Origin of the sequence: Tahibacter harae (genome assembly GCF_024437735.1) — a bacterium.
Taxonomy (GTDB): Bacteria; Pseudomonadota; Gammaproteobacteria; order Xanthomonadales; family Rhodanobacteraceae; genus Tahibacter; species Tahibacter harae.
Genome location: NZ_JANFQO010000002.1, coordinates 412369 through 434820 on the forward strand (window position 1 = coordinate 412369; position 22452 = coordinate 434820).

The following is a 22452-nucleotide window of genomic DNA, read 5'->3' on the forward strand; positions in this document are numbered from 1 at the left end:
AACCCCGGACTGCTAGCTCGACAAAATAGCCCGTACCGCCCGGATGAACCCCTGCGGAGGGTCGGACTGTTGTGAAAGGCCCTCGGCCAGCCTGCGCATTCTCCGTGCGTCGAGTTCGACCAGCGCGAGCGCGGCCACGTGCTCGGCGATCGGATCGAATTCAAAACGCCACATGACATCGCCCTCGACGTTGTACATACGCAGAATGCCGTCCTCCTTCAGCCGCTGCAGCAGCGCCGCGGCGAGTCTGGCATCATCGCCCAGCGCCCTGCTCAAGGCGGCAATACCTGCATCGTGCTTGACTGCCTTGGGCAGATAGTCCTCGGCGAGTTCACGTACCGCCAGCGCCTTGCAGGCCTTGAACAACAGCGCCTCGCTGTCGAGCTGCGAGTCTCCGGAAGGCTTGCGCCGATGCAGTTCGGCGAGATAGTCGAAATAGACCTGTACCTCCGAAGCGGTGATAGCGGGCGCTCCGGCATTTGCCGCGACAGCGGTGATCGCCTTGGCCAGATAGTTCTCGACGAACAACCGTACAAGCAGCGGCGAAACCGCTCCGGCACCAGGAAACATGCCGGAGAACGCTGTGAGCATGCCCCCCTGGATGTTCAGCACCTCGCCCGCTGGACGCGCAACGCCGCCGCTGCGCAGCAGAGAGGCAACGGTATCGATGAGCAATACAGTTGCCTCATGCGTACCCAGGTCACTGGTGCGACAGTAGGTGTAGTCGCGATTCGCGAAAGCCTCTTCCCTGCGCGTCGTCAGTACGACGAAGTTCCCCTGCTTGGCGAATTCCTGCCAGGCTTTCTGAAAATCGGCCGGCGCCTCGCTTACACCGTCGACGATGAACAGCAGGAAACGGTCTCTTGCCAGATGGCCGATGATCGCGGCTGGAAGCAAGGGCTGGCCGGCGATTTCCCGCACGCGCTCGTACATGCGTTCCGGCATTGCGGAGTCGGCGGAGAACCATAGCGGCAGCGACGGATTTCCCAGAGCACTTTCGTCCGCTACGAGCCGCGCGATGCGGCCGGCCAGCGTCGACTTGCCGGTTCCACCATTGCCGGAGATCACCATCGCCGCGAACGGGCGTCCCTTCACATGCCGCAGCGCATCGACCGTCACGCCCGCGGCGGACACCGGTGCCCCGGCGCCGTGACGCATGCCCAACGGCAACGGCACGTATTCGTATTGCTGCGGCCCATCGAGTTCCAGACGAGCCAGGAACTTGTGCCGGTGCGCACGCAACCAGGCCGCCAAGACCCGGCGGCGACTGAACGGCAACGCAAATAACAGGGGAAACAGAGACTTTATCACCGACTGAAGGAAGGGAACTCCCACCATTTCGGCCACTTTCTCCGCACTGCAAGCCAGCGAGATGACCCAGAACGGCCGCAGCCAGAACACCATGCCCAGCACCAGCAACAGCAGCGCGAGCGATGCGGCAGCGGCGATGCTGCGCCAGTCTGGCTTGTAGACCAATGCAAAGGCCTGGTCGCTGGAGGGATAGCGGACTCTGAAACCCGGCCCGCTCAGCGTGACAACGAGATAGATAGTCGAGTTTTCCACCGCGCTGAGCGTGGCAGCCGGGTCCAGCACAACGCGAACCGTATTCACGGCGGAACGGGAGATGGCATCGGAGTTGATCGGCCGCGGCGCGATCTTCGCTCGTCGCGCATAGTCGGCGCTGCTCCAACCGGCCACTTCGACGCAATTGCCTGTACAGAGACCGGACGGATCATCCAGTTCGAAATCGATGACGAGGTCGTTTCCGATCTGCCGCTGCGACTTGATGCCTGTCACCGCGGGCACGACGGCAGCCGATTCGGTGACAAGTCCGACCTGATTTCCAGGGACTACCGTGGCATCCCGCAAGGTCAGCAACCTGTTCGAGCCCGGCGCCGTCGCTTCCATCCTGGCCCAATTCAGGCCGCCGTCCTTGGCATCGTACAAGAAGCCCTGGTCGTCCAGCGCAAGCGCCTCACCGGCGGGGCCGCGCAGTGCGACATCAATAAAGCTGGTGAGATCCGGCGTTGCGAATGTGTTCCACACTTTTGCATCGGAGCCGTCGCTCAACAGATAACCGCCAGCCCCGGCCGCAAAGTAGCGCTGTCTCCTGTAATCGTAGGAAACCCGGTTGAGCGCAAATGTCGGCTCGGCTGCAACCATCCAGCTGGCGCCGCCGTCATCGGAAAGGACGACGATTCCCGACAACTGCTCGACAAGGATGTTGCCTGTGCTTGCCTCCCAACGCAGGCCGTTCGTATAGAGCGTCGATCGGCCCTTGCCAATCCGCATCAACGTTTCGCCGTAGCCGTTGGCCCTCCCCACCGCGACCACCGAATTTTCTCCGCAAGCGATGGAACGAAGGCCAAGGGCATAGCGCGTCGGATGCCTGCTCCAGGTTGCGCCGTCGTCGGCCGACCGCCAAAGCTCACTGGAATCGTCGACAGCAAGCGCAACCGCGGAACGCGGCACGAAGCAGACATCGACAAATCTTCCGCCGTCGCCCTCTCTCACCAGAGTCCATGAGGAATAGCTGCCGCCGGCAGTGCGAAACACGCGCCCGCTCGCCATGATCGCGAGCACACCGCCACCTCGATTGGCCACCAGCCGGATCACGTCGGGATCCGGCAGTGCCTTTTCCAGAGCCCACGTCATACCGCCGTCGTCGGAGAGATAGATCCCTCCTTCGTCGTCCGCCAGCAGGAATCGCTTGACGGCTGCGCTGTAAGTCGCCGCGACGAAGGGCCTCCCGCCTATCCACCTCCGCAGCCATCTTCTGCCGCCATCGCTGGTACTTGCGATCTGGCCATTCCGCGTGCCGATCACGGCGCGTTCCCCGGCATCGTCCGCTGCAAGTGCATTTGCAGCGATCTGCACTCCGGCAATTTCGCTCAGCTCGAGAAGCGCCGGCCGGAAAGGCGCCGCGCCGTTCGGTGCGACCGAAGCCATCACCTCGCCCAGGCGCGGCCTGGGCATGGATACCGTTTTCGCGTCCGCAGGTGCGGAAAGCTCGCCCACAGGCGAACCGGCTCCGTTGACGGCCGTTTCCGGAGCTGGAGAACCGGCCGTCGCGGCATCCGATCCTGTCTCTTCTGCCGCCGCCTGTCCGCTGATCCCGGGCGCTTTTTCGGCGCTGGCCGGGGGCGTATCGCTGTCCGCCTGCTGCAACTGTACGCCGCCCAGCACGCTATCGCTCGCACAACCCAGCACCATGCTCGTCGCCAGGAGGAAACTGCGCGCAACCCGTATTGCAGACCCCATCGGCACTTCCCAAAGGTGACGAAGACGTATAGTAGCTCAGGTGTTTATTTTGTCCCCAGCCGCCGCCACCGCGTCCTGTCGCTTGCGGCAATCGCCAGAGCGGTCCGGCGCGATGCCAGCGTGGCCGCTTTCAGGAAGCGCGTGCACCGCCAGTACTCCGCAATGCGGTGTTTGCCAGCGCAGCTGGTTCCGCCGTCGCGACTGCGGATGGACCGCAGTATGAGAGGACGGGCCGTAGGAATGCCCCGGGAAAAGCCGGTGGCAGATGACAACGGCGTGACAATCCCCTTGCCGCGGTCTGGGCCGCCTCCCTGCGGCCGACGCCTCCAATCCGGCATTTTCACGCCATGACCCCAGGCTCCTGCTGCTGGCGTACACGCCACCAGCCGCACCAGAGCTGCCGCGCCGCGCCACTTACCAAACCAAAAGCTCATATCGAACCAACCAGCCGCGATGATGGCGTCAACGGAAATGGCGTTTCATTTAGCAACCGTTTAACCGGCGGTTTGGCGTCATAGACACACGCCATGCGGCAACGGAGCTGCCGCCGCCAGCCCGGTTCGCTCATATCGTTCAGAGGATCAGCCATGGGTACGAAGGTTGCCATCATCGGCGGCGGCGCCGCCGCCGCGTTCGTGATAACGGAATTGCTGGAGCACGGCGTAGGCATGCCGGCCGAGCTGCACTGGTATTCGGGCCGCCGCGGCGGCAGCCGCGGCGTGGCCTATGCGACGCCGGTGGACGAACACCTGCTCAACGTGCGCGCCACGGCGATGGGGCTGAACTCGGCCGAGCCCACCGAATTCCTGGAATTCGCGCGCCAGCAGCTGCCCGATGCGCGCGGCGGGGATTTCCTGCCGCGCCGCCTCTATGGCGACTATCTCGAAGCGCGCGTGTCGCGCGCGTTTGAAGGCGCCTCGTTCCGCGGCATCCGCGCCTCGCGCCTGCGCACCGAGATCGAACGCATCGAGCCCGCGCCCGAAGGCGGCTATATGCTGACCGATTCCACCGGCTATCCCAGCCATGCGGACATCGTCGTGACTGCCGTCGGCGCCCTGCCCAACCGGCCGCTGCCGCAGGCCTGCGATACGCTGATCGAGGCCGGCCGCTACGTGCTGGACCCATGGCAGTGGCTGTCGGCCAATACGCTGCCTTTTGACCGATTGCGCAAAGTGCTGATTGTCGGCTCCGGCCTTTCCGCCGTGGACCTCGCCCTCAGCGTCACCGAACGCTGGCCGCAGGTGCACGTGACCCTGCTCTCGCGCCGCGGCCGCCTGCCCGCCGCGCATGTGCGCGAGGCACAGCTGCCGGCCGAGGGCCTGGCCGAATTGATCGAGGATCTGCGCGAACGCCCGGACCTGCGCCAGTGGACGCGCCTGGTGCGCGCCGCCTGCGACGAGGCCGACGACTGGCGCAGCGTCATCGACAGCCTGCGCCATGCCACGCCGCAGCTGTGGCAGTCGCTGCCGGACACCGACCGCCGCCGCTTCCTGCGCCATCTGCGCGGCATCTGGGAGATAGGCCGCCACCGCATGCCGCCGCAGATAGCCCGGCGCGTGCTGGAACTGCAGGCCGACCAGCGCCTGGAAACCCGCGCCGGCCGCATCCGCAGCTTCCGCGCCGGCCGCAACAACAAGCCGGTACTGACCTGGACCTCCGCCCCGGACCACACCCACGAACAGGTCGCCAGCTACGACCTGGTATTGCAGGCCGTGGGCATGGACACCGATGCGCGCGGCACCAGCCACAGCCTGGTGCGCTCGCTGCTGCAGCAGGGTCTGGCCCAGCCCGATCCGCTGGGCCTGGGCCTGCTCGTCGACGGGAACGGCCGTCTCGATCCGCAGCAGCGCCTGTGGACCCTGGGCGCGCTGTGCCGCGGCCGCGACTGGGAATCCACCGCCATCCCGGAAATCCGCCAGCAGGCCCGGCGCATCGCCGTGCAGCTGTTCCGCGAACTGGCCAGCGAGGCCGCGCAGGAGCGGCGTGCGCCGCGCGAGCGGTCGCTGGCGGAGACGGCGGATATCCACTGGTAACCCTGGCCGGCGCGACGGCCTGCCCGTCGCGCCGGCCCTTGCGCTCCGGCGCACTGCCGCAGCGGACACGGTGCGCCTGCGTTCACCGTACGGGCGCTGCGGCCCGCGCCGGCCTTACCGCCGTCGATCGAAGATGCCGCTCGCAGCGCGCCGGCGGCGGCGTCTTCTTGGCAGGTATCCGCCGCACCGGTAGATTGCCGGCCTTCCCGGAACTGGCCCCGTGGCCAGCCGCCGGCACAGGAACGGAACCCGATGAAACCTTCTTTCGGACTGGCTGCGCTGGCCGTGCTGCAGCTGACCGTCGCGCTGGCGCTGCTGTACTGGGCGGCGCCGCTGTTCTTCGATCCGCCGGTGCTCGGCAACGGCATCGACGGGGCCGCGCAACACCTGCACCATCTCTCGTCGCTGTACCCGCAGGAGTTCAAGCGCATCGACTGGGTCGGCGCTCACCTGCAGTGGCTGTTCAACCGCCATACCGAGGGCGTGCTCGTCGCGCTCGCCGCCAGCGCAGTCACCCTGTGCAGCGCGGCCGCGACCGCGTTTTTCGCCTTCGCGCTGCAACGCACGACGCCGAATCCCTGAATCCACCGCAACCGCACTGCACAACGCGGCGCTGCACGGCACGGCCTAGCCACCGCGCCCGCAATCCCCTACCCGCACGAAATCCAGGTCCGGATAGTCGTAGCTGAAGTCCGCGCCGGGATCGACGTGCGCCAGGCGCAGCCCCGCGGGCTTGCCGTCCGCGGCCGGAGCGAAATCCAGCCACGGCTCCGCGTCCACGCTGTCGTCGTCCCAGTCCACCAGCAGGCGGCCGTCCTGGCGCAGCAGCGGGCCGGACAGGCGCGGCGACTTGGCCGCCCTGAAATACACCGTGCTCCGTTGTGGACAGATTTCCACGTCGCCGAACCACGCATCGCGGTAGATGCCGCTCCACTGCGCCGCCTCCCGCGGCTTCACCGGACTGCGCGCCGGCGCAGCCTTGTCCGCGGCCGCCGCCGGACCACGCTCGCGCGCCAGTTCCCCGGCCAGCGCAGCCACGCTCACACCCTGCTGCGGCGCGCTGTAGTGCTTGACCAGGACCTGGTTCAGCACTGTGCGCGCCTCGCTGCCGTCGCCGTTGATCAGCACGACGAAGCCGACGCGCTTTTCCGGCAGCAAGGTCAGCACGGAATACATGCCGGCCAGGGTGCCGGTATGCGAGACCTTGAGCGTGCCGTCCACGTCAGACAGGCGCCAGCCATAGCCGTAGGCACTGAAATGCGCGTTGTCCCAGCGGCGCTGGCGTTCGCCCAGCGGCATCGCGATCTGCGCCGTCCACAGCACCTCGCGCTGGCTGCGCGACAGCCAGGGCCTGCCATCGGCACCGGCGGTTTCCGCATCCAGCCAGACCTGGGCCCAGCGCAGCATGTCGTCCAGGCTGCAGCGCACGCCGCCGGCCGCAGCCGAGGCCATGGCCGGTATCACCTTGTCGTCGGCGCGGATGACGATGTTGCGCTCGTCCTTGCGCATATGCGGCTGGGCCACATTGCCGACTTCGTCGCGGCGCCATTCGCCGACCTGGCAGCGGCGCAGGCCCAACGGCTGGAATACTTCGCGCCGCAGCAATTCCTCGTAGCTGGCGCCGCCGGCCGCCGCGGCGGCTTCGCCGGCGACGATGTAGAGCAGGTTGTCGTAGGCATAGCGCGAGCGGAAGCTGTAGGCCGGTTTCAGATGCGCCAGCCCGGCCAGCACGTCGGCGCGGCTGAAGTGGTTGGGCTCCGGCCACAGCATCAGGTCGCCGGCACCGGCGCGCAGGCCGCTGTTGTGGATCAGCAGATCGCGCAGCTGGATCTCCCGCGTCACCCAGTCGTCGTTCATACGGAAGCGCGGCAGGTATTTGCGCACCGGGTCGCTCCAGTCCAGCCGGCCTGCGTCGGCTAGGCGCGCAAGCAAGGCCGTGGTCATGGCCTTGCTGTTGGAAGCGATCTTGAACACGGTTTCGGCGGTCACCGCCTCGCCGCTGCCGGCGCGGGTCTCGCCGGCGGTGCGCTTGAAAACAACCTGGCCGTTTTCAACGACGCCGACAGCCAGCCCCGGCAGGCGGTAGCGAGTGAAGGTCTCGTCGAACAGCGCGTCGAGCGAGGCGCGGCGGGCCGCAGCGGCTTCCCGCGGCGGGATCTGCGTGCCCGATGCCGCAGCAGCTGCCGGCACGCCAGCCGGCGGCGCCGATACGGCCGCCGGCTCCTGCCCCTCGGACAGCGCAGGCACCGTTTCCCGGGCCGTATTCCGCGGCGGCGCAGGCTCCTGTGCTCCGCCGCGCGTCGCCGCCAGGCCGCAGACCGCCGCCAACACCCAGTGTTTCATGGCCATGCTTGCTCCGGCCGGCGCTGCCGGCTGTTCCAGGTTGCGATCACAGGATAGCGGCAGCGGATCGGTGATTCGCGGCCGCTGGCAGCCGCCGCCCGCAGTCCGCGCGAATCTAGCGCATGCGGCCAGTCCGGCGCGTGCGCGGCAGCCGGGCCGGAAAAAAAGCCGGCCGGGAATCCCTGCGTGACGTTCGAGGGGGAGGACGCAGGTTCCCGACCGGGTACCACCGAGACGCGCATCGCCGCGCAACGCCACTGCGCGGGATGCCGGCCGGCGCGCCCGCCGCGGCGCGCCGGCGCTGGTTCAGAAATCCACCTTCACCTTGAGCTGGGCGTAGCGCGGCGTCTGGTAATCGGTGCCGTAGCGGAAGGTGGGATTGAACTCGTCGCCGATATCGGTCTGCAGATCCTGGTCCACCGCCTGCACGCGCGAACCGTTGAACAGGTTGTATACCGCCAGGGTCACGTTCAGATCGGCCGCACCGAAGGAGCGCGCATAGCTGATGCTGGCGCCGACGTCGTAGGTCCACGGCAGCCGGCCGTAGGAGCCGCGCGGCGAATGGCGGTAGACGCGCTCGGACGGATTTTCCGCCGTGCAGTTCTGCACGCAGATGTAGAAGCTGTGATAGTTGGTGCCGTCGTACGGATTGCCCACGCCCAGGCCGCTGATCGGCGCGCCGGAGAGCGCGGTCAGGGTCCCGCCCAGGCGCCAGGAATCGCTGAGCGCATAGGCGCCGCGCAGCTTGATCTGATGGCGATGGTCGTTGGGCAACGGGCCTTCCGCGTCGAGATCGACATAGGGATCGTCGAAATGCTCGGTGCGGCCGGTGTCGGAGAAACCGGTGTCGGTATTGACCGGGCCTTCCGCATTGCCGCGGCTGTAGGACAGGGTATACGAGGCATTCATCGACCACAGGCCGTCCCAGGCGCGGTCCAGCTGCAGTTCCAGTGCCTTGTAGGTGCGCTTGGGCTCGACCCAGCCGCGCTCGCCGATGTAGTTGCCGTCGTCGTCGTACAGCGCCCAGCCGCGGCGCGAGGTGTCTATGGTCACGTAGCCGTCGTTGTCGCCGTCGCAGTCGGTGTCGGTATACACCGTCACGTTGCGGCCGGGATTGCCCATCACATAGCCGATGCTGCCCGGCTCGCCGTCGCAGAGCACGCCGTTGGAAGTCAGCTCCATGTCGTCGATGGCGTTGTGCAGCTTGCGGTGGATGCCACGCACGCCCCAGCCCCATTTGTCGTCGAACATGGACTGGAAGCCGAGGATGAATTCATCCTGGTAGACCGCGTCCATGTCCTTGTCGACCTCGCCGCGCAGGTCGCCGACGGTGCCGTCGCCCTGGGAATCGTCGACCGGCCCTATCTGCGGGCCGAATACGATGTTCTGGTAGGTCTGGCCGTTGTACTGGAACGGCGTGAAACCGTCGAAGGCCCAGAAGGTGCGGCGGTCGAGGAAGGCGCCGGCCTGCTTGACGTTGATGATATTGGACACCGGCAGGAAGTAGCGGCCGGCGTTGGCGAACAGCTTGGAGCGGCCGTCGCCGTTCATGTCCCAGGACAGGCCCAGGCGCGGCGCCAGCATGTCGTCCATCTTGATGTAGGTGGCACCCTCGCCGTTGCGGTTGTCGAAGCCTTCCAGGCGCAGGCCCAGGTTGAGCACCAGGCGCGGCGTGATCGACCAGTTATCCTCCAGGTAATACGCCGTGTTGATGGTCTCGAACGTGCCGCTGACTTCCTGCTGGCGCCCGCGCACATACGCCGTCACACCTTCGGGCACCACGCCGCCGTTGGCCAGGGTGGCGCCGGGCGAGGTGGTGAAGATCTCGTACAGCAGGCGCTCGGGGCCGGGATAGAAGCTGACGTTGTCGGAAGTGTTCTCTTCCCGGTCCAGGCCGAAGCGCAGCAGGTGACCGGGCAGCGACCATTCAAAATCCACGCGGTAAGCGCGGCGCTCGTCCTTGCCCTCCTCGATCAGGCCGCTGGTGGTGCAGCCCACGTCGCCGCCGCCGGAGCGGCGGTCGCGGATGCGGCTGCAGTCGATATCGTTGAGGCTTTTCTGGATGCGGTCGCGCTCATTGCCGCCGGCCAGCAGCTTGAGCGAGAAGCTGTCGCTGAGATAGCCGGTATAGGTTGCGGCGTAATTGCGTCCGCCGCTGTCAGTGAAACGGCGGTTGCTGAAGGCGCCGCGGCGGCCGGTGTCGGTGTCGAACAGATAGTCGTCGCGCACAGTGCTGTTCTTGTCGGAGAAGGCGAACAGTTCCAGCAGATGGCCGTCGCTGATCTGCCAATCCAGCTTGGCGCCCCAGAAATCGTCCGGGCTGCGGCCGCGGTAGAGCTGGGCCTCGTCGTTGGTGACAGTCGTGTCGCGGTAATCGCGCGCCTCATACATGACGTAGAAAAACAGCTTGTCCGGAATGATGGGGCCGGAGGCGTAGCCGTTGAGGCTGTAGCGGTCGTACTCGTCGTACTGGTAGCTGACCTTGCTGCCGTCGGGGTTGTACTTGTCCTTGCCTTCGGTCTGCAGCGAGCGCGGCTCCCACACCAGTTCCGAGCCGAACTTGAATTCGTTGCTGCCCGAGTTCGTCACTGCATTGATTACGCCGCCCGTGGTGCGGCCGAATTCGACCGAATAGCCGCCGGTCTTGACCTGGAATTCCTTGAAGAACGCGAACGGCACCGAGGAAAAGCCGATGCGGCGGTAGAAATCCGTCACGTTGAGGCCGTTGATATAGACCGTGTTCTCCGCCACCGAGGAACCGCCGAAGGAAACGCCGCCGAAGGCGCCCGTGGTCACGCCGGGCGCGAGCAGCGCCACGGCCTGGGCGCTGCGTTCCACCGGCAGGCGGTCCAGCTGCTGTTTGGTCAGATTGGTGGCCGATTCGGTGGAACTCACATCGACGATCAGGCTGGCGCCGGAGCCGACCACTTCGATCGCCTCCAGCGTCGCCGCGGCGGCCGCGGACAAGGTCATGTTCACCGCGGTCGCATTGCCCAGGCTGACGTGCACGTCTTCGGCGCGCGCCGGCTGGAAGCCGTCCTTGCGCACTTCGACCACATAGGTGCCGATGGGCAGGAACGGAAACCGATAGGAGCCGTCGGCCTCGGCCCGCACGCTGCGGGTCAGGCCGGTCTCCGTGTTGCGCACGGTGATCTGGGCGCCGGCGACGGCTTCGCCGGCACCGCCGACCAGCCGCCCCACCAGCGAACCGTCATTGGCCGCCGCCAGCGCCGGCGGCAGCAGCGACGACAGGCAAAGCCCCATGGCTACGCACAACGCACTCTTGCGCATACTTCTGTTGTTCATACCCCATTCCCCGTCTGGTCGGTTTGCGTGCGGCTGTTTTTCACAGCTCGTGTAATGGCGCCGGCCCTGGCCCGGCGCGGGTCTGGTCCGGCGCCGCCGGCGGCTGCGCCGGCGCCACCTGCCAGGTGAAGCGGTAGTCCCACTGGTCGAAGTAGAGATTTCCCCCTTTCCACTCCACCTCGCCGCGCTGCAGGTCTACGGTCTCGGAGCGGAAATGCTGCTTGGGCGGCACGAAATCGCGGCTGTAGTCGTCGTTGAAGGCAATGCGGTAGCCGTCCAGTCCGCCCAGGTAGAACCCTTCCAGTTCCGCCGGCGCGCCGGCCAGGCGGCCGTGGGTCACGTCCATGGGCAGCCAGCCGTAGGGGGCCAGATACAGCCAGCCCCAGTCGTGCATGGTGTCGAAATCGCGCTCGGCGAATTCCCAGCCCGACTGCCAGCGCGCCGGAATGCCGTTGAGGCGCAGCAGCGCCATCAGCAGCAGGGTCTGCTGGCCGCAATCGGCGTGGCCGGCGTGCAGGGCGTAGTCGCTGATATTGGAAATCGTCGAATATTCCCGCGCCGTGGCCCAGGGAATCGCATCGACCGCGGCGAACAGTTTCTGCGCGATGCGGTACGGGTTTTTCTCATCGCCCACCACCGCGCGCGAAAAGCGTTTCAGCGCCGGGGTGAACACGATATGCGGCGGCCGCTCGCCCCGGTGCGGCGCCAGCTCCGCCGTGACCGGCGCCGGCACGACCTTGTCGGCATCCACGGCGTGATAGGTCGCGTAAGTGACCAGTTCGTAGCGGATGGAGAACGTTGTCGTCACGCCGGCCTGGGCAGTCTTTTCCAGATACACCGTGCGCTGCAGCGCCGATTCAGGCGCGATCTGCGCCTGCGGCGGCTCGCTGGCCAGCAGCTTGAGCTGTTCCTGCTGGCCTGCAATCGCGCGCGGATACGGCAGCCAGGCGCGCACAGTCTCGCCGGCGGGCACGGCATCCGCATCGACGCTGAGGGAATAATCCACCGTGATGCGCCGCGGCGCGACACTGGCGCGGCCGGCGTCCAGCGCGAGCCGGCGCACTTCGGCGTGATAGGGCGTGTAGCGGTACAGCGGGCCGTCGTTGGATGGCAGCGGTGTGGCACGGCGCGCGGCGGCCTTCGCGTCGATGCGGAACAGATTGTCCACGGCGGACTTGAAATAGCGCGTCTCGCCGTCGATGCGCAGCTGCTCCAGCAGGCGCGGCGTATCCCAGGCACGCAGTTCGCCGGCGCGCAGATCCGGCACGGCCTGGCGCAGGCGCGCTTCCATTTCGCTGCGCGGGAGGCGGAAATCCAGGCGGATGCGGCGCATGCGCTCGCGCTCGAATTCGAGTTCATTGCGCTGCACGGCCGCGGTGGACGGCTGCGCCAGCGCCGCGGCGATGGCCGCTTCGGCGCCCTTGAAATCACCGCGATCGACCGCGGCGCGCACCGCGCTCAGGCGCTCCTGCGCCGCCTGCACCGGCAGCGATGCGAACACGGCGCAGCACAGTGCGCCCGCCGCCAGCCTGACCGCCCTCGCCGCTGCCCTGTCCACGCCGTTGCCACCCTGCGTTCATGGCTTGAAAGGCCTGTGTAACATGGGCAATCCGGTCGGTCAATAAATTATTCTTGACACCATTCCAATGCGAAGCAGATATTCCGGCAACGGCGGGAACGCTCCCGGTCCGCAGCAAGACGGGAAACGATGATCCAGTCGGTCTGGCCTTATCTCGGGTTGATGCTGCTCGCCGCCGGGCTGTTCCCCGTGCTGGAACAGCGCCTGCGCTGGCGCCTGTTCGAGGTGCTGCCGCCCATCGTGCTCACCTATCTGCTGGTGCTGCTGCTGGCGGTGGCCGGGCTGTGGCAGTCCGGCGCGGAGATCCAGGCCGCCCAGCGTGCCGTGGTTGCACAGTTGCTGCCGGCGCTGCTGTTCCTGCTCATGCTCGGCTGCGATCTGCGCGCCATCCTCGCCCTGGGCCCGCGCCTGCTCGGCGTGTTCGCCTGCGCCATGGCCAGCATCCTGCTCGCCATCGTGCTGTGCTATCTGCTGTTTCGCGCGTGGCTGCCGGCCGAGGGCTGGAAGATGCTGGCCGCACTGTCGGCGACCTGGACCGGCGGCTCAGCCAACCTGCTCGCGGTGAAACAGGTCATAGGCCTGGACGACAGCGCGCTGTCGCCGGTGCTGCTGGCCGATGCGCTGTGTTATTCGCTGTGGGTGGTCGTACTGTTTTCCTCCGCGCCGCTGGCCGCGCGCTTCAATCGCTGGTCGCGCGCCGCGGCACGGCCGGCACCGCCGCTGCGCGAGGCGCCGGCGCGCACGGCCGCGGGCGGCGGCGACATTCTGCTCTGGCTGGGACTGGGGCTGCTGGTGGCCCAGTTGTCTCAGGCCGCGGCCGTGCAATTGCCGGCGGCGGGCTTTCTCACCACGACATCCTGGTCGCTGCTGATCGCCACCGCCGCCGGCCTGGCCGCCGCGCATACGCCGCTGGCGCAGCTGCCCGGCGCGCCAACGCTGGCCTCGGCCCTGCTCGCCGTGCTGGTCGCGGTGCTGGGCTCGCAGTCGAGTTTTGCGGGCATTGCCGCGGCGCCGCTGTTTGTACTCTGCGGCCTGTGCGTGCTGGCCGTGCACATACTGCTGCTGGCGCTGGCGGCGCGCCTGTTCCGCTTCGAGCTGCACCTGTGCGGCATCGCCTCGCTGGCGCAGATCGGCGGCGTGGCGTCCGCGCCGCTGCTGGCGGCGACCTACTCGACCGCGCTGGTGCCGGTCGCCGTTCTCATGGCCATGCTGGGCCTGGTGCTGGGCACCGGCGTGGGATTGTTCATGGCCAGCGTGCTTGCCGCGCTGGCACCTGCCGCGAGCTGAATCCATGCGTGCGTATCTTTCCGTCCTGGCCTTGGTCCTGCTCGCCGCCTGCACGCATCATCCGCCGCGGGAGCGCGTATTCCCGCCGCATGGCGTACCCGATGTCGAAGCAGCCCAGCTCGATGCGGACTATTGGATACAGCGCCAGCACGCGCCGCAGCAGCTGCTGCTGAGCACCGCCGCCATCGCGGCGCAGAACCGCCGCCTGTTCGCGCAGGACCGCTCCATGCACGATCTGGAAGCACTGCCGGCACAGCTGCCGCGCGCGACGGTGGCGCAGTGGCTAGGCGTATCGGCACGGCCGCGGAAGACCTTGTACGACGAGCGCGGCGCAGAAGTCCCCGCGGCAACGCTGGATGCGCTGGTCGCCGATGCCGCCGCCGACGCCTTGCCGGAACAGATCGCGCCGCGCCACGGCCTGGTCGTGCGCCGCGCCGATCTGCGCGCGTTTCCCACGCGGCTGCGCGTGTTCTCGCGGCCCGGCGACACCGACATAGACCGCTTCCAGGAATCCGCGCTGTTCCCCGGCACGCCGGTGCGCTTGCTGCACGCCAGCCGCGACGGACGCTGGCTGTTCGTGCTCTGCGCGCAATACGCCGCCTGGATCGAAGCCGACGTCGTCGCCGAGGGCGAGGCCGCCCAGGTATTCGGCTACGGGCGCAAGACACCGTACCGCATCGTCACCGGCGCGATGGTGCGCACCGTATTCACGCCGCAGCCCGCGGCCGTGTCCGAACTGCAGCTGGACATGGGCGTGCGCGTGCCCGTGCGCGCCGACTGGCCGCCGGACCAGCCCGTCAACGGCCAGCATCCCTATACCTCGCATGTGATCGAACTGCCGCTGCGCAACGCCCAGGGCCGGCTGGAATTCACGCCCGCCCTGCTGCCGCGCAGCGCCGACACTGCGCCGGACTACCTGCCGCTGACCACGGCCAACCTGCTGCGCCAGAGCTTCAAGTTCCTCGGCGAACGCTACGGCTGGGGCCATTCCTACAACGCCCGCGACTGCAGCGGCTTCGTCGGCGAGGTGTACCGCAGCTTCGGCGTGCTGCTGCCGCGCAATACCCGCGACATGGGCACCAGCCCGGCCTTCGACCGCATTGCACTGGACGAGAACGACAGCCGTGAGAAACGCCTGGCCCTGCTGCAAGCGCTCAGGCCCGGCGACCTGGTGTTCATCCCCGGCCACGTCATGATGAACATAGGCAACATCTACGGCGAACCCTATGTGATCCACGACACCAGCGGCATCACCTACACCATGCCGGACGGCCGCCGCGTGCATGCCGCGCTCAACGGCGTGGCAGTGACGCCGCTGACGCCGCTGCTCGGCGACGAGGCGCCCTTCGTCGACCGCATCTACAGCATCCAGCGCATCAGGAACTGACTCCGACCATGAGAATCACCGACATCCGCCTGTCCATGCTGCGCGTGCCGCTGAAGACGCCGTTCAAGACCGCGCTGCGCACGGTGGAGACTGTGGAAGACATCGTCGTCGCCATCCACACCGACACCGGCCATGTCGGCTACGGCGAGGCGCCGGCCACTGCCGTCATTACCGGCGACACCCACGGTTCCATCGTCGAAGCCATACGCAAGTTCATCCAGCCGCGCCTGATCGGCGCGGAAATCGCCGATCTCAACCGCATCACGCAGCTGATCCAGACCGCGCTGGAAAAGAACTTCAGCGCCAAGGCCGCGGTGGAGATCGCCGTCTACGACCTGTTCGGCCAGCTGTACAACGCGCCCTTGTACAAGATGCTGGGCGGCGGCGACCCGGTCATCACCACCGACATCACCATCAGCGTGGACTATATCGACAAGATGGTGGCCGACTCGCTGGCTGCGGTGGAGCGCGGCTTTGAATCGCTCAAGATCAAGGTGGGCAAGGACATCGGCGTGGACATCGAACGCACCAAGGCGATCTACGCCGCGGTCGAAGGCCGCGCCCTGCTGCGCCTGGACGCCAACCAGGGCTGGACCGCCAAGCAGGCGGTCTACGCGATCCAGGCGCTGGAAGACGCCGGCGTACACCTGGAACTGGTCGAGCAGCCGGTCAAGGCGCAGGATCTTGAAGGCCTGAAATACGTGACCGAGCGCGTGCACACGCCGATCATGGCCGACGAGAGCGTGTTCGGCCCCATCGAGGTGATAGAGCTGATCAAGCTGCGCGCGGCCGACATCATCAACATCAAGCTGATGAAGACCGGCGGCATCTCCAACGCCATCCGCATCGCCGACATCGCCGCGCTGTACCAGGTCGAGTGCATGATCGGCTGCATGATAGAGACCAGCATCAGCGTGTCGGCCGCCGTGCATGTGGCCGTGGCCAAGTCGGGCGTGATTACCAAGGTCGACCTGGACGGCCCTTCCCTGTGCCAGTTCAACCCGGTCGACGGCGGCGTGCTGTTCAACGAATCGGAAATCACCATCACCGACTCGCCCGGCCTGGGCATACGCGAGATCCGCGGCCTGCAGCCGCTGGCCGCCTGAACCCATGTCGCCGCTGCTGAAGATCCGCGCCGAGCGCGATCAGATGTCGGCAATAGAACGCCGCATCGCCGACTTCATCCTCGACAACGCCCACCTGCTGCGCGACTACTCCTCGCAGCAGCTGGCCGATGCGCTGCAGATCAGCCAGTCCAGCGTGGTGAAGTTCAGCCAGAAGCTGGGCTTCAAGGGCTATCCGGATCTCAAGTACGGCATCGGCGAATCCATTGCCCACCACCGCGCGCAGGAAAGCACCGCACCGCGCACGGCCGCGGATCCCTTCGCCGCCTCGGCCGAGGCGCTGTGGCGCCGCAAGCAGGAAGCGGAAAGCGAAACCCGCCTGATCAACCCGCCGGCGCAGATCCGCGCCGTGGCCGCCGCGCTGACCGCGGCCACGCAGGTGTTCGTGACCGGCCTGGGCGAGGATGCGCCGCAGGCGCAGGCTCTGGCCTTGCGCCTGGCACTGCTGGACATACGCGCCAGCTGCCCGGGCGATGCGTTTGTCGTTTCCGCCGCGCTGTCCGGCGCGGCGCGCAACGACGTCCTGCTAGTGCTGTGCGAGCACGGCAGGCAGCCGGCCCTGGCCCAGCTTGGCCGCGAGCTGCGCGCGCGCGGCGGCAAGCTGGTGTCGGTGACGCGGCACAGCGCCAATCCCCTGCGCAGCCAGGCCGATCTGGCCCTGCTGGTCTCCGCCCATGACGAACGCGCCCATGTGGAACCGCTGCTGTACCGCGCGGCGCTGCAGCACCTGCTCGATGTGCTGTACCTGGAACTGTGCGAAACCCGCCGCGACGCGCTGGCCCGGCTGCAGGCCAATGCCGAGCGCCTGCGCCGCCTGCTCGAATCCTGAACGAGGATGCCCATGCCTGCCCTGCCCTTGCGACTGACCGCCGCGGCCCTGCTGCTGTGCTGTGCCGTGGCCGCTGCCGACAACACGAAACCGGCGGCGCAGAGCGCGGCTGGCGACGGCAGGAATCCGCCCATGTCCGCCGCTTCCGCACATGCCGCGGCCGGCGAGAATCAGGCGGCCGCCGTTGCGCAGCAGCCTGCGCCAGCCGCTGCTGCTGAAGCGCTGGCCGCTGCGGAAAACGCGAGCGACCCGCCCGCAGCGCAAGCCGAAGCCGCGCGCTGGCGCGACGCCGGCCAATTGGTGCTGGTCACCACGCCCGACTGGAATGCCGACCACGGCAAACTGCGCACCTTTCTGCGCAAGGACGGCCGCTGGAAAGCCGAAGGCCGTGCGGTCAACGTCAGCATAGGCCGCGCCGGCTCCGCCTGGGGCCTGGGCCTGCACGACAGGCATGCCGGTCCGCGCAAGCGCGAAGGCGACGGCCGCAGTCCCGCCGGCGTATTCCGCCTGGGCACGGCCTTCGGCTATGCCGGCACACTGCGCACCGCGCTGCCCTATGCGGCCATGCAGGCCACGCACTACTGCGTCGACGTGACCAGCTCGCCGCTGTACAACCGCATCGTGGACACCCGCGATGTCGGCGAAGCCGCGGTGCAGGGCTCTACCGAACCCATGCGCCGCGATATTCACGCCGACGGCGACGTGCGCTACAAGGCCGGCTTCGTGATCGAACACAACAGCGCCGGCCTGGCCGGCGGCGGCAGCTGCATCTTCGCCCATCTGTGGCGCAAGCCCGGCGAAGCCACCTCCGGCTGCACCGCCATGGACGAAGCCGCGATGCAACGCCTGCTGCGCTGGCTGGATCCTAAGCAAATGCCGGTTTTCGTTTTGCTGCCGCAGGCCGAATACGCAAAGCTCGCCGCTGGCTGGCAGCTGCCACCGGCTGCCGACTGAGCGGACGCGCGGCAGCTAGCCCGATTCCACGCGCCCGCTTCCGGCCGGCCCTTTCTCACGTTGCGGAAAACTCCTTCATGACCAGTGCGACCCGCGTACTGCTGGGCCTGATCCTCGGCGCCGTCATCGGCCTGTTGCTGGGCCATTACAACGCCGCCACGGCCACTACCGTATCGGCCGTGCTGCAGCCGCTGGGGCGGCTGTGGCTGAACGCGCTGCAGATGACCATAGTGCCGCTGGTGGTGTCGCTGCTGATCGTCAGCGTCAACCTCACCCGCGATGCGGCCGCCTCGGGCCGGGTCGCGCGCCGCGCCGTAGTGTGGTTCCTGGTGCTGCTGCTCGGCGGCGCGGTATTCACCGCGCTGTGCGCGCCGGCGGCGCTGTCGCTGCTGCCGCGCGATGAAGCGCTGATTGCGTCGCTGCGCGCGGCGATGGGCGCGCCGGCCGCGCCCGCCGCACCGGTGGGACTGGCCGACTGGTTCGCCAATCTGGTGCCGACCAACGCCATCGCCGCCGCGGCCCAGGGCGCAATCGTGCCGCTGGTCGTGTTCACCCTGCTGTTCGCCTTCGCCCTGAGCCGCATCGACGCGGCAAGGCGCCAGCCCGTGCTCGGCTTCTTCCAGGCCATCGCCGACACCATGACGGTGATCGTAGGCTGGGTGCTGTGGGCCGCGCCGGTGGGCGTATTCGCGCTGATCCTGCCGGTCTGCGCCCAGGCCGGCGGCGGCATGCTGCAGGCGCTGGGCTGGTATATCGCCCTGCTCTGCGCGCTGTACTGCGCCGCCGTATTGCTGCTCTACGGCGTGGTCGCCGTGTTCGGCCGCGACCCGCTGCACCGCTTCATCGCCGCCGCCGCGCCGGCCCAGGCGGTCGCCGCCAGCACCCAGTCCTCGCTCGCCTCGCTGCCGGCCATGCTGCAGAGCACGCAGTCGCGCCTGGGCCATCCGGCCGCGGTCAGCGCCCTGGTGCTGCCGCTGGCGGTGTCGCTGTTCCGCATCACCAGCCCTATCCAGTACATCGGCGTCAGCGCCTTCGTCGCCTGGATCTACGGCATCGACATCACCGCCGCCCAATGGGCCCTGGCTTGCGCCCTGGCCGTAATCATCAGCATGGGCTCGGCCGGCCTGCCCGGCCAGGCCATCTTCATGGGCACCAACCTGCCGGTGGTGCATTCGCTCGGGCTGCCGGTGGAACCGCTGGCGCTGCTGCTGGCCGTGGACATGATTCCCGACGTATTCGCAACCGTGGGGAATGTGACGGCGGATCTGGCGGCGGCGAGTGTGGTGGCGAAGGGGGAAGGCGAAGGGATGGACGCCGGCGGTGCGGCGGCTGGAGAAGAAGAAGCCGGAAAGCTGGAGTTCCCGGAGCCTTAAAGCCCAGCTTGCTCATGCGACGACGCGACCGTGAACTTCAGGCCCATGCAGCTCGATCCGCTTCGAACGCGCCCCGATCGTTCTCAAGTGAACGGCGGCAGCTACACCGTCAAATTGACAAATTCCCACAAAATTCTGCCGCTGCCGCCGATCACTCAGCCGGCCCCCTACTCCTGACTCTCGAATCCCCGATCCTGAATCCCAAACCACGAATCCGGATCCCGAGCCCCGAATCCCAGCCCTACTCCCCTCCAGCCAGTTCCCTCAACGCCGCCTCCCGCTCCTTCGTGAAATGGCTGCGCCACGCATCCGCGTTCACCGCCGGATATTTGCGCGCGCCGAAGGTCACCCAGGCATCGCGATACTTGATCCAGGCGCGCTCGGCCGCGCGTATGCCTTCGGGGCGGATTGTGCCGAGGTTGCTGAAATCCTCGCCTTCGACTGGCTTGGCCGCCTTCATCGCGGCGGCATAGCTCGCGTTCAGCGCCTTGTCGGCGGCGGCGAACCGGGTGGCGTCGTCCTTGGGCAGGTCGCCGCGTTCGAACGCGGTCAGGTTCTCTACCAGCGAGTTTTCCAGGTCTTCGCGCGCGCCTACGGCCATGGCGCCGCGGGCGGTGCCGCTCAGGTCGACTTCGCCGTCGACCACTGCGCCGAAATAGGCGTCGGCGGCGGCGCGCAGCTTGGCGAAGGCGGCGCGGTCGGCCGCGCTCCAGTTCCTGCTCAGTGCGGCGATGCGCTTGTCGCGGTCGACCTTGGCCGCGTCGGCGCCGCGGCTGGCGCAGAAGCCCATCATGTAGCCGCTGGTGATGTCATCGCAGAGATCGAATGTTTCCGCCTTGGCGCCGGCCTTGGCCATCTCATCCAGATGCGCCAGGCGGCCGTCCAGTTCGGCCGGCGCGCCCTGCACAGCGCAGGCGAAGCGCTTGGCCAGCGGGATATTGCGCGTCACGCCCTGGCCGTTGGCGTAGATCATCATGAGCACGGCCGAGCCGCCGAACACCAGTTCGTCGCCCTTGTCGCGCTCCAGGTAGGCGCACAGGCGCGCATCGGCGTAGTCGGGCTTGCCGCCGTCGGCGTAGTACAGCGATTCGGAATCGCAGCCGCCCAGGCGTTCGCGCGCGGCGGCATCGGGCTGGTCGGCGGCGGGAATGGCGATCTTTTCCAGCGCCGCACAGGCCGGGTTGGAAAGGGAGTCATCGGCCGCTGCCGCGCCCGCGGCCAGCAGGGCCGCGGCGGCGGCGATGGCGTGCATTCCTCGCAACATGGGCGTGTCCACAGTTCAGGGGAGGCCGCAGTGTAGTCGCGGCGGCGGCGCTTGCGAATCGCGCTGCGCCGTGCCGATGCGCGGTCGGCCGCGCCGCCGCGCCCGCATCGCCGCAAGCCGCCGCGACAGGCTACTCTCGCGGCCTGTCCCGCCGCCCGCCCCATCCATGCGAAAAGCGCTGCGTCCCGATCACGTCCTGGTCTTCTCGGTCTTCGTCGTCGCCTCCAGCGGGCTGGCCTACGAACTGGTCTCCGCCGCCCTGGCCAGCTATCTGCTCGGCGATTCGGTGCTGCAGTTCTCCACCGTGATCGGCTGTTACCTGTTCGCCATGGGTGTAGGCTCGCACCTGTCGCGTTTCGTGCGCGACGCCGATCTGCTGCGGGTATTCATCGAGGTGGAACTGCTGATCGCGCTGGTCGGCGGGCTTTCCGCCAGCCTGCTATTCCTGCTGTTCGGTGCGCAGGGAGTGCCCTTCCGTACGCTGCTCTACGCGCTGGTGTTCTGCATCGGCGTGCTGGTCGGCAGCGAGATCCCGCTGGTCATGCGCCTGCTCGATGCACGCAAGCGCGAGACCGGCCTGGCCCTGGGCGACATGCTCAGCCGCGTGCTGACGTTCGACTACCTCGGCGCGCTGATCGTCTCGCTGCTGTTCCCGCTGCTGCTGGCGCCCTGGCTGGGCATGGCGCGCACCGCACTGGTATTCGGCCTGCTCAACGCCCTGGTCGCGCTGTATACCCTGCACGCTTTCCGCGCCGAACTGGCGGTGCGCGGCCTGCTGCTGCGCGCGCTGGCGGTGATCGTGCTGCTGGCCGCGGCGCTGGCCGGCTCCGGCAAGCTCACCGGCTGGTCGGAGCAGCGCCTCTACGGCGACACCATCGTGCACGCGCAGAGCACGCCCTACCAGCGCATCGTACTGACACGCTGGCGCGACGACCTGCGCCTGTACCTCAACGGCGAACTGCAATTCTCCAGCCGCGACGAATACCGCTACCACGAGGCGCTGGTGCATCCCGCGCTGGAAGGCAGCGGCCGTGCGCGCAAGGTGCTGGTGCTGGGCGGCGGCGACGGCCTGGCGGCGCGCGAGATCCTGCGCTATGCGGACGTCGCCAGCATCACCCTGGTCGACCTGGATCCCGCCGTCACCACGCTGTTTGCGCAGCAGGAGGAACTGGTCGCGCTGAACCGCGGCGCGCTGTCGGATGCGCGCGTGCGCGTGGTCAACGCGGACGCGGGGCAATGGCTGCAGAACAATGACGAGAGCTTCGACGCCATCATCGTCGACCTGCCCGACCCGACCAATTTCGCCCTGGGCAAGCTGTATTCGGTACCGTTCTACCGCCTGCTCGCGCGCCGCCTGAGTCCCGGCGGCCTGGCCGCGGTCCAGGCCACGTCGCCCTATTACGCCCCGCATGCCTACTGGTGCGTGGAGGCCAGCCTGCGCGCGGCCGGCCTGGCGACCTGGCCCTACCACATCTATGTGCCTTCGTTCGGCGAATGGGGCTTCCTGCTCGCCGGCCGGCGCGCGGATTTCACGCCGGCACAGCACTACCGCCTGCCCATGCGCTATCTGGATCCGGCCGCGTCAGCCGCAATGTTTACTTTTTCACAAGACCTGCCGCGGCCGGAGGTCGAGCCCAACCAGCTCGATACCCAGGCCCTGGTGCGCTACTACGAGCGCGACTGGCGCAACGTGGTGCGCTGAACGCGGCGCG

The 22452-nt window shown here is 67.7% G+C and carries 14 protein-coding genes; 9 read left to right on the forward strand and 5 right to left on the reverse strand.

What is annotated here, in order from left to right; genetic code table 11:
* Positions 1–12 precede the first annotated feature (12 nt).
* On the reverse strand, positions 13–3213 hold the full coding sequence (locus tag NM961_RS03345) for an NACHT domain-containing protein (protein WP_255911262.1): 3201 nt from the start codon (positions 3211–3213) through the stop codon (positions 13–15).
* A 635-nt stretch (positions 3214–3848) separates the two neighbouring features.
* On the opposite strand from NM961_RS03345, the gene NM961_RS03350 reads away from it, so the two are divergent.
* On the forward strand, positions 3849–5294 hold the full coding sequence (locus NM961_RS03350) for an FAD/NAD(P)-binding protein (protein WP_255911264.1): 1446 nt from the start codon (positions 3849–3851) through the stop codon (positions 5292–5294).
* A gap of 252 nt (positions 5295–5546) precedes the next feature.
* Positions 5547–5876 carry a hypothetical protein gene (locus NM961_RS03355; RefSeq protein ID WP_255911266.1) on the forward strand — a complete coding sequence of 110 codons (330 nt, stop codon included), beginning with the start codon at positions 5547–5549 and terminating at the stop codon, positions 5874–5876.
* Between the two features lie 45 nt (positions 5877–5921).
* Here NM961_RS03355 and NM961_RS03360 read toward each other — a convergent pair whose 3' ends face one another.
* The 3 genes from NM961_RS03360 to NM961_RS03370 form a co-directional block, all read right to left on the reverse strand.
* On the reverse strand, positions 5922–7643 hold the full coding sequence (locus NM961_RS03360; RefSeq protein ID WP_255911268.1) for a serine hydrolase: 1722 nt from the start codon (positions 7641–7643) through the stop codon (positions 5922–5924).
* 300 nt (positions 7644–7943) lie between these two features.
* A complete protein-coding gene (locus NM961_RS03365; protein ID WP_255911270.1) occupies positions 7944–10943 on the reverse strand; it encodes a TonB-dependent receptor in 3000 nt (999 codons plus the stop codon).
* Positions 10944–10983: 40 nt separating this feature from the next.
* The gene (locus NM961_RS03370; protein ID WP_255911272.1) at positions 10984–12444 is read right to left on the reverse strand and encodes a transglutaminase-like domain-containing protein; all 1461 of its coding nucleotides are present in this window, start codon (positions 12442–12444) and stop codon (positions 10984–10986) included.
* 207 nt (positions 12445–12651) lie between these two features.
* Between NM961_RS03370 and NM961_RS03375 the strand changes: the two genes are divergently transcribed.
* From NM961_RS03375 to NM961_RS03400, 6 genes are all read left to right on the forward strand, one after another.
* The gene (locus NM961_RS03375) at positions 12652–13809 is read left to right on the forward strand and encodes a DUF819 family protein (RefSeq protein WP_255911274.1); all 1158 of its coding nucleotides are present in this window, start codon (positions 12652–12654) and stop codon (positions 13807–13809) included.
* A gap of 4 nt (positions 13810–13813) precedes the next feature.
* Positions 13814–15196, forward strand: coding sequence for a C40 family peptidase (locus tag NM961_RS03380; protein WP_255911276.1), 1383 nt, complete (start codon positions 13814–13816; stop codon positions 15194–15196).
* A gap of 8 nt (positions 15197–15204) precedes the next feature.
* A complete protein-coding gene (locus NM961_RS03385; RefSeq protein ID WP_255911278.1) occupies positions 15205–16302 on the forward strand; it encodes a dipeptide epimerase in 1098 nt (365 codons plus the stop codon).
* 4 nt (positions 16303–16306) lie between these two features.
* Positions 16307–17149, forward strand: coding sequence for a MurR/RpiR family transcriptional regulator (locus NM961_RS03390; protein WP_255911280.1), 843 nt, complete (start codon positions 16307–16309; stop codon positions 17147–17149).
* Between the two features lie 12 nt (positions 17150–17161).
* Complete coding sequence (locus NM961_RS03395; protein ID WP_439334190.1) at positions 17162–18103, forward strand: L,D-transpeptidase family protein; 942 nt, start codon at positions 17162–17164, stop codon at positions 18101–18103.
* A 77-nt stretch (positions 18104–18180) separates the two neighbouring features.
* Positions 18181–19476, forward strand: coding sequence for a dicarboxylate/amino acid:cation symporter (locus NM961_RS03400; protein WP_255911282.1), 1296 nt, complete (start codon positions 18181–18183; stop codon positions 19474–19476).
* 241 nt (positions 19477–19717) lie between these two features.
* Here the strand turns inward: NM961_RS03400 and NM961_RS03405 are convergent, their stop codons facing one another.
* Positions 19718–20740, reverse strand: coding sequence for a lysozyme inhibitor LprI family protein (locus NM961_RS03405; RefSeq protein ID WP_255911284.1), 1023 nt, complete (start codon positions 20738–20740; stop codon positions 19718–19720).
* Positions 20741–20906: 166 nt separating this feature from the next.
* Here NM961_RS03405 and NM961_RS03410 point away from each other — a divergent pair, with 166 nt between their 5' ends.
* Positions 20907–22442 carry a polyamine aminopropyltransferase gene (locus tag NM961_RS03410; protein WP_255911286.1) on the forward strand — a complete coding sequence of 512 codons (1536 nt, stop codon included), beginning with the start codon at positions 20907–20909 and terminating at the stop codon, positions 22440–22442.
* Positions 22443–22452: the final 10 nt, after the last annotated feature.

What these genes read in the sequence shown, in the direction of transcription:
- NM961_RS03405 (WP_255911284.1), bottom strand. Translation starts at nt 20,740, where the DNA reads ATGTTGCGAGGAATGCACGCCATCGCCGCCGCCGCGGCCCTGCTGGCC.
- NM961_RS03380 (WP_255911276.1), top strand. Translation starts at nt 13,814, where the DNA reads ATGCGTGCGTATCTTTCCGTCCTGGCCTTGGTCCTGCTCGCCGCCTGC.
- NM961_RS03365 (WP_255911270.1), bottom strand. Translation starts at nt 10,943, where the DNA reads ATGAACAACAGAAGTATGCGCAAGAGTGCGTTGTGCGTAGCCATGGGG.
- NM961_RS03345 (WP_255911262.1), bottom strand. Translation starts at nt 3,213, where the DNA reads ATGGTGCTGGGTTGTGCGAGCGATAGCGTGCTGGGCGGCGTACAGTTG.
- NM961_RS03355 (WP_255911266.1), top strand. Translation starts at nt 5,547, where the DNA reads ATGAAACCTTCTTTCGGACTGGCTGCGCTGGCCGTGCTGCAGCTGACC.
- NM961_RS03400 (WP_255911282.1), top strand. Translation starts at nt 18,181, where the DNA reads ATGACCAGTGCGACCCGCGTACTGCTGGGCCTGATCCTCGGCGCCGTC.
- NM961_RS03410 (WP_255911286.1), top strand. Translation starts at nt 20,907, where the DNA reads ATGCGAAAAGCGCTGCGTCCCGATCACGTCCTGGTCTTCTCGGTCTTC.
- NM961_RS03350 (WP_255911264.1), top strand. Translation starts at nt 3,849, where the DNA reads ATGGGTACGAAGGTTGCCATCATCGGCGGCGGCGCCGCCGCCGCGTTC.
- NM961_RS03360 (WP_255911268.1), bottom strand. Translation starts at nt 7,643, where the DNA reads ATGGCCATGAAACACTGGGTGTTGGCGGCGGTCTGCGGCCTGGCGGCG.
- NM961_RS03390 (WP_255911280.1), top strand. Translation starts at nt 16,307, where the DNA reads ATGTCGCCGCTGCTGAAGATCCGCGCCGAGCGCGATCAGATGTCGGCA.
- NM961_RS03375 (WP_255911274.1), top strand. Translation starts at nt 12,652, where the DNA reads ATGATCCAGTCGGTCTGGCCTTATCTCGGGTTGATGCTGCTCGCCGCC.
- NM961_RS03385 (WP_255911278.1), top strand. Translation starts at nt 15,205, where the DNA reads ATGAGAATCACCGACATCCGCCTGTCCATGCTGCGCGTGCCGCTGAAG.
- NM961_RS03395 (WP_439334190.1), top strand. Translation starts at nt 17,162, where the DNA reads ATGCCTGCCCTGCCCTTGCGACTGACCGCCGCGGCCCTGCTGCTGTGC.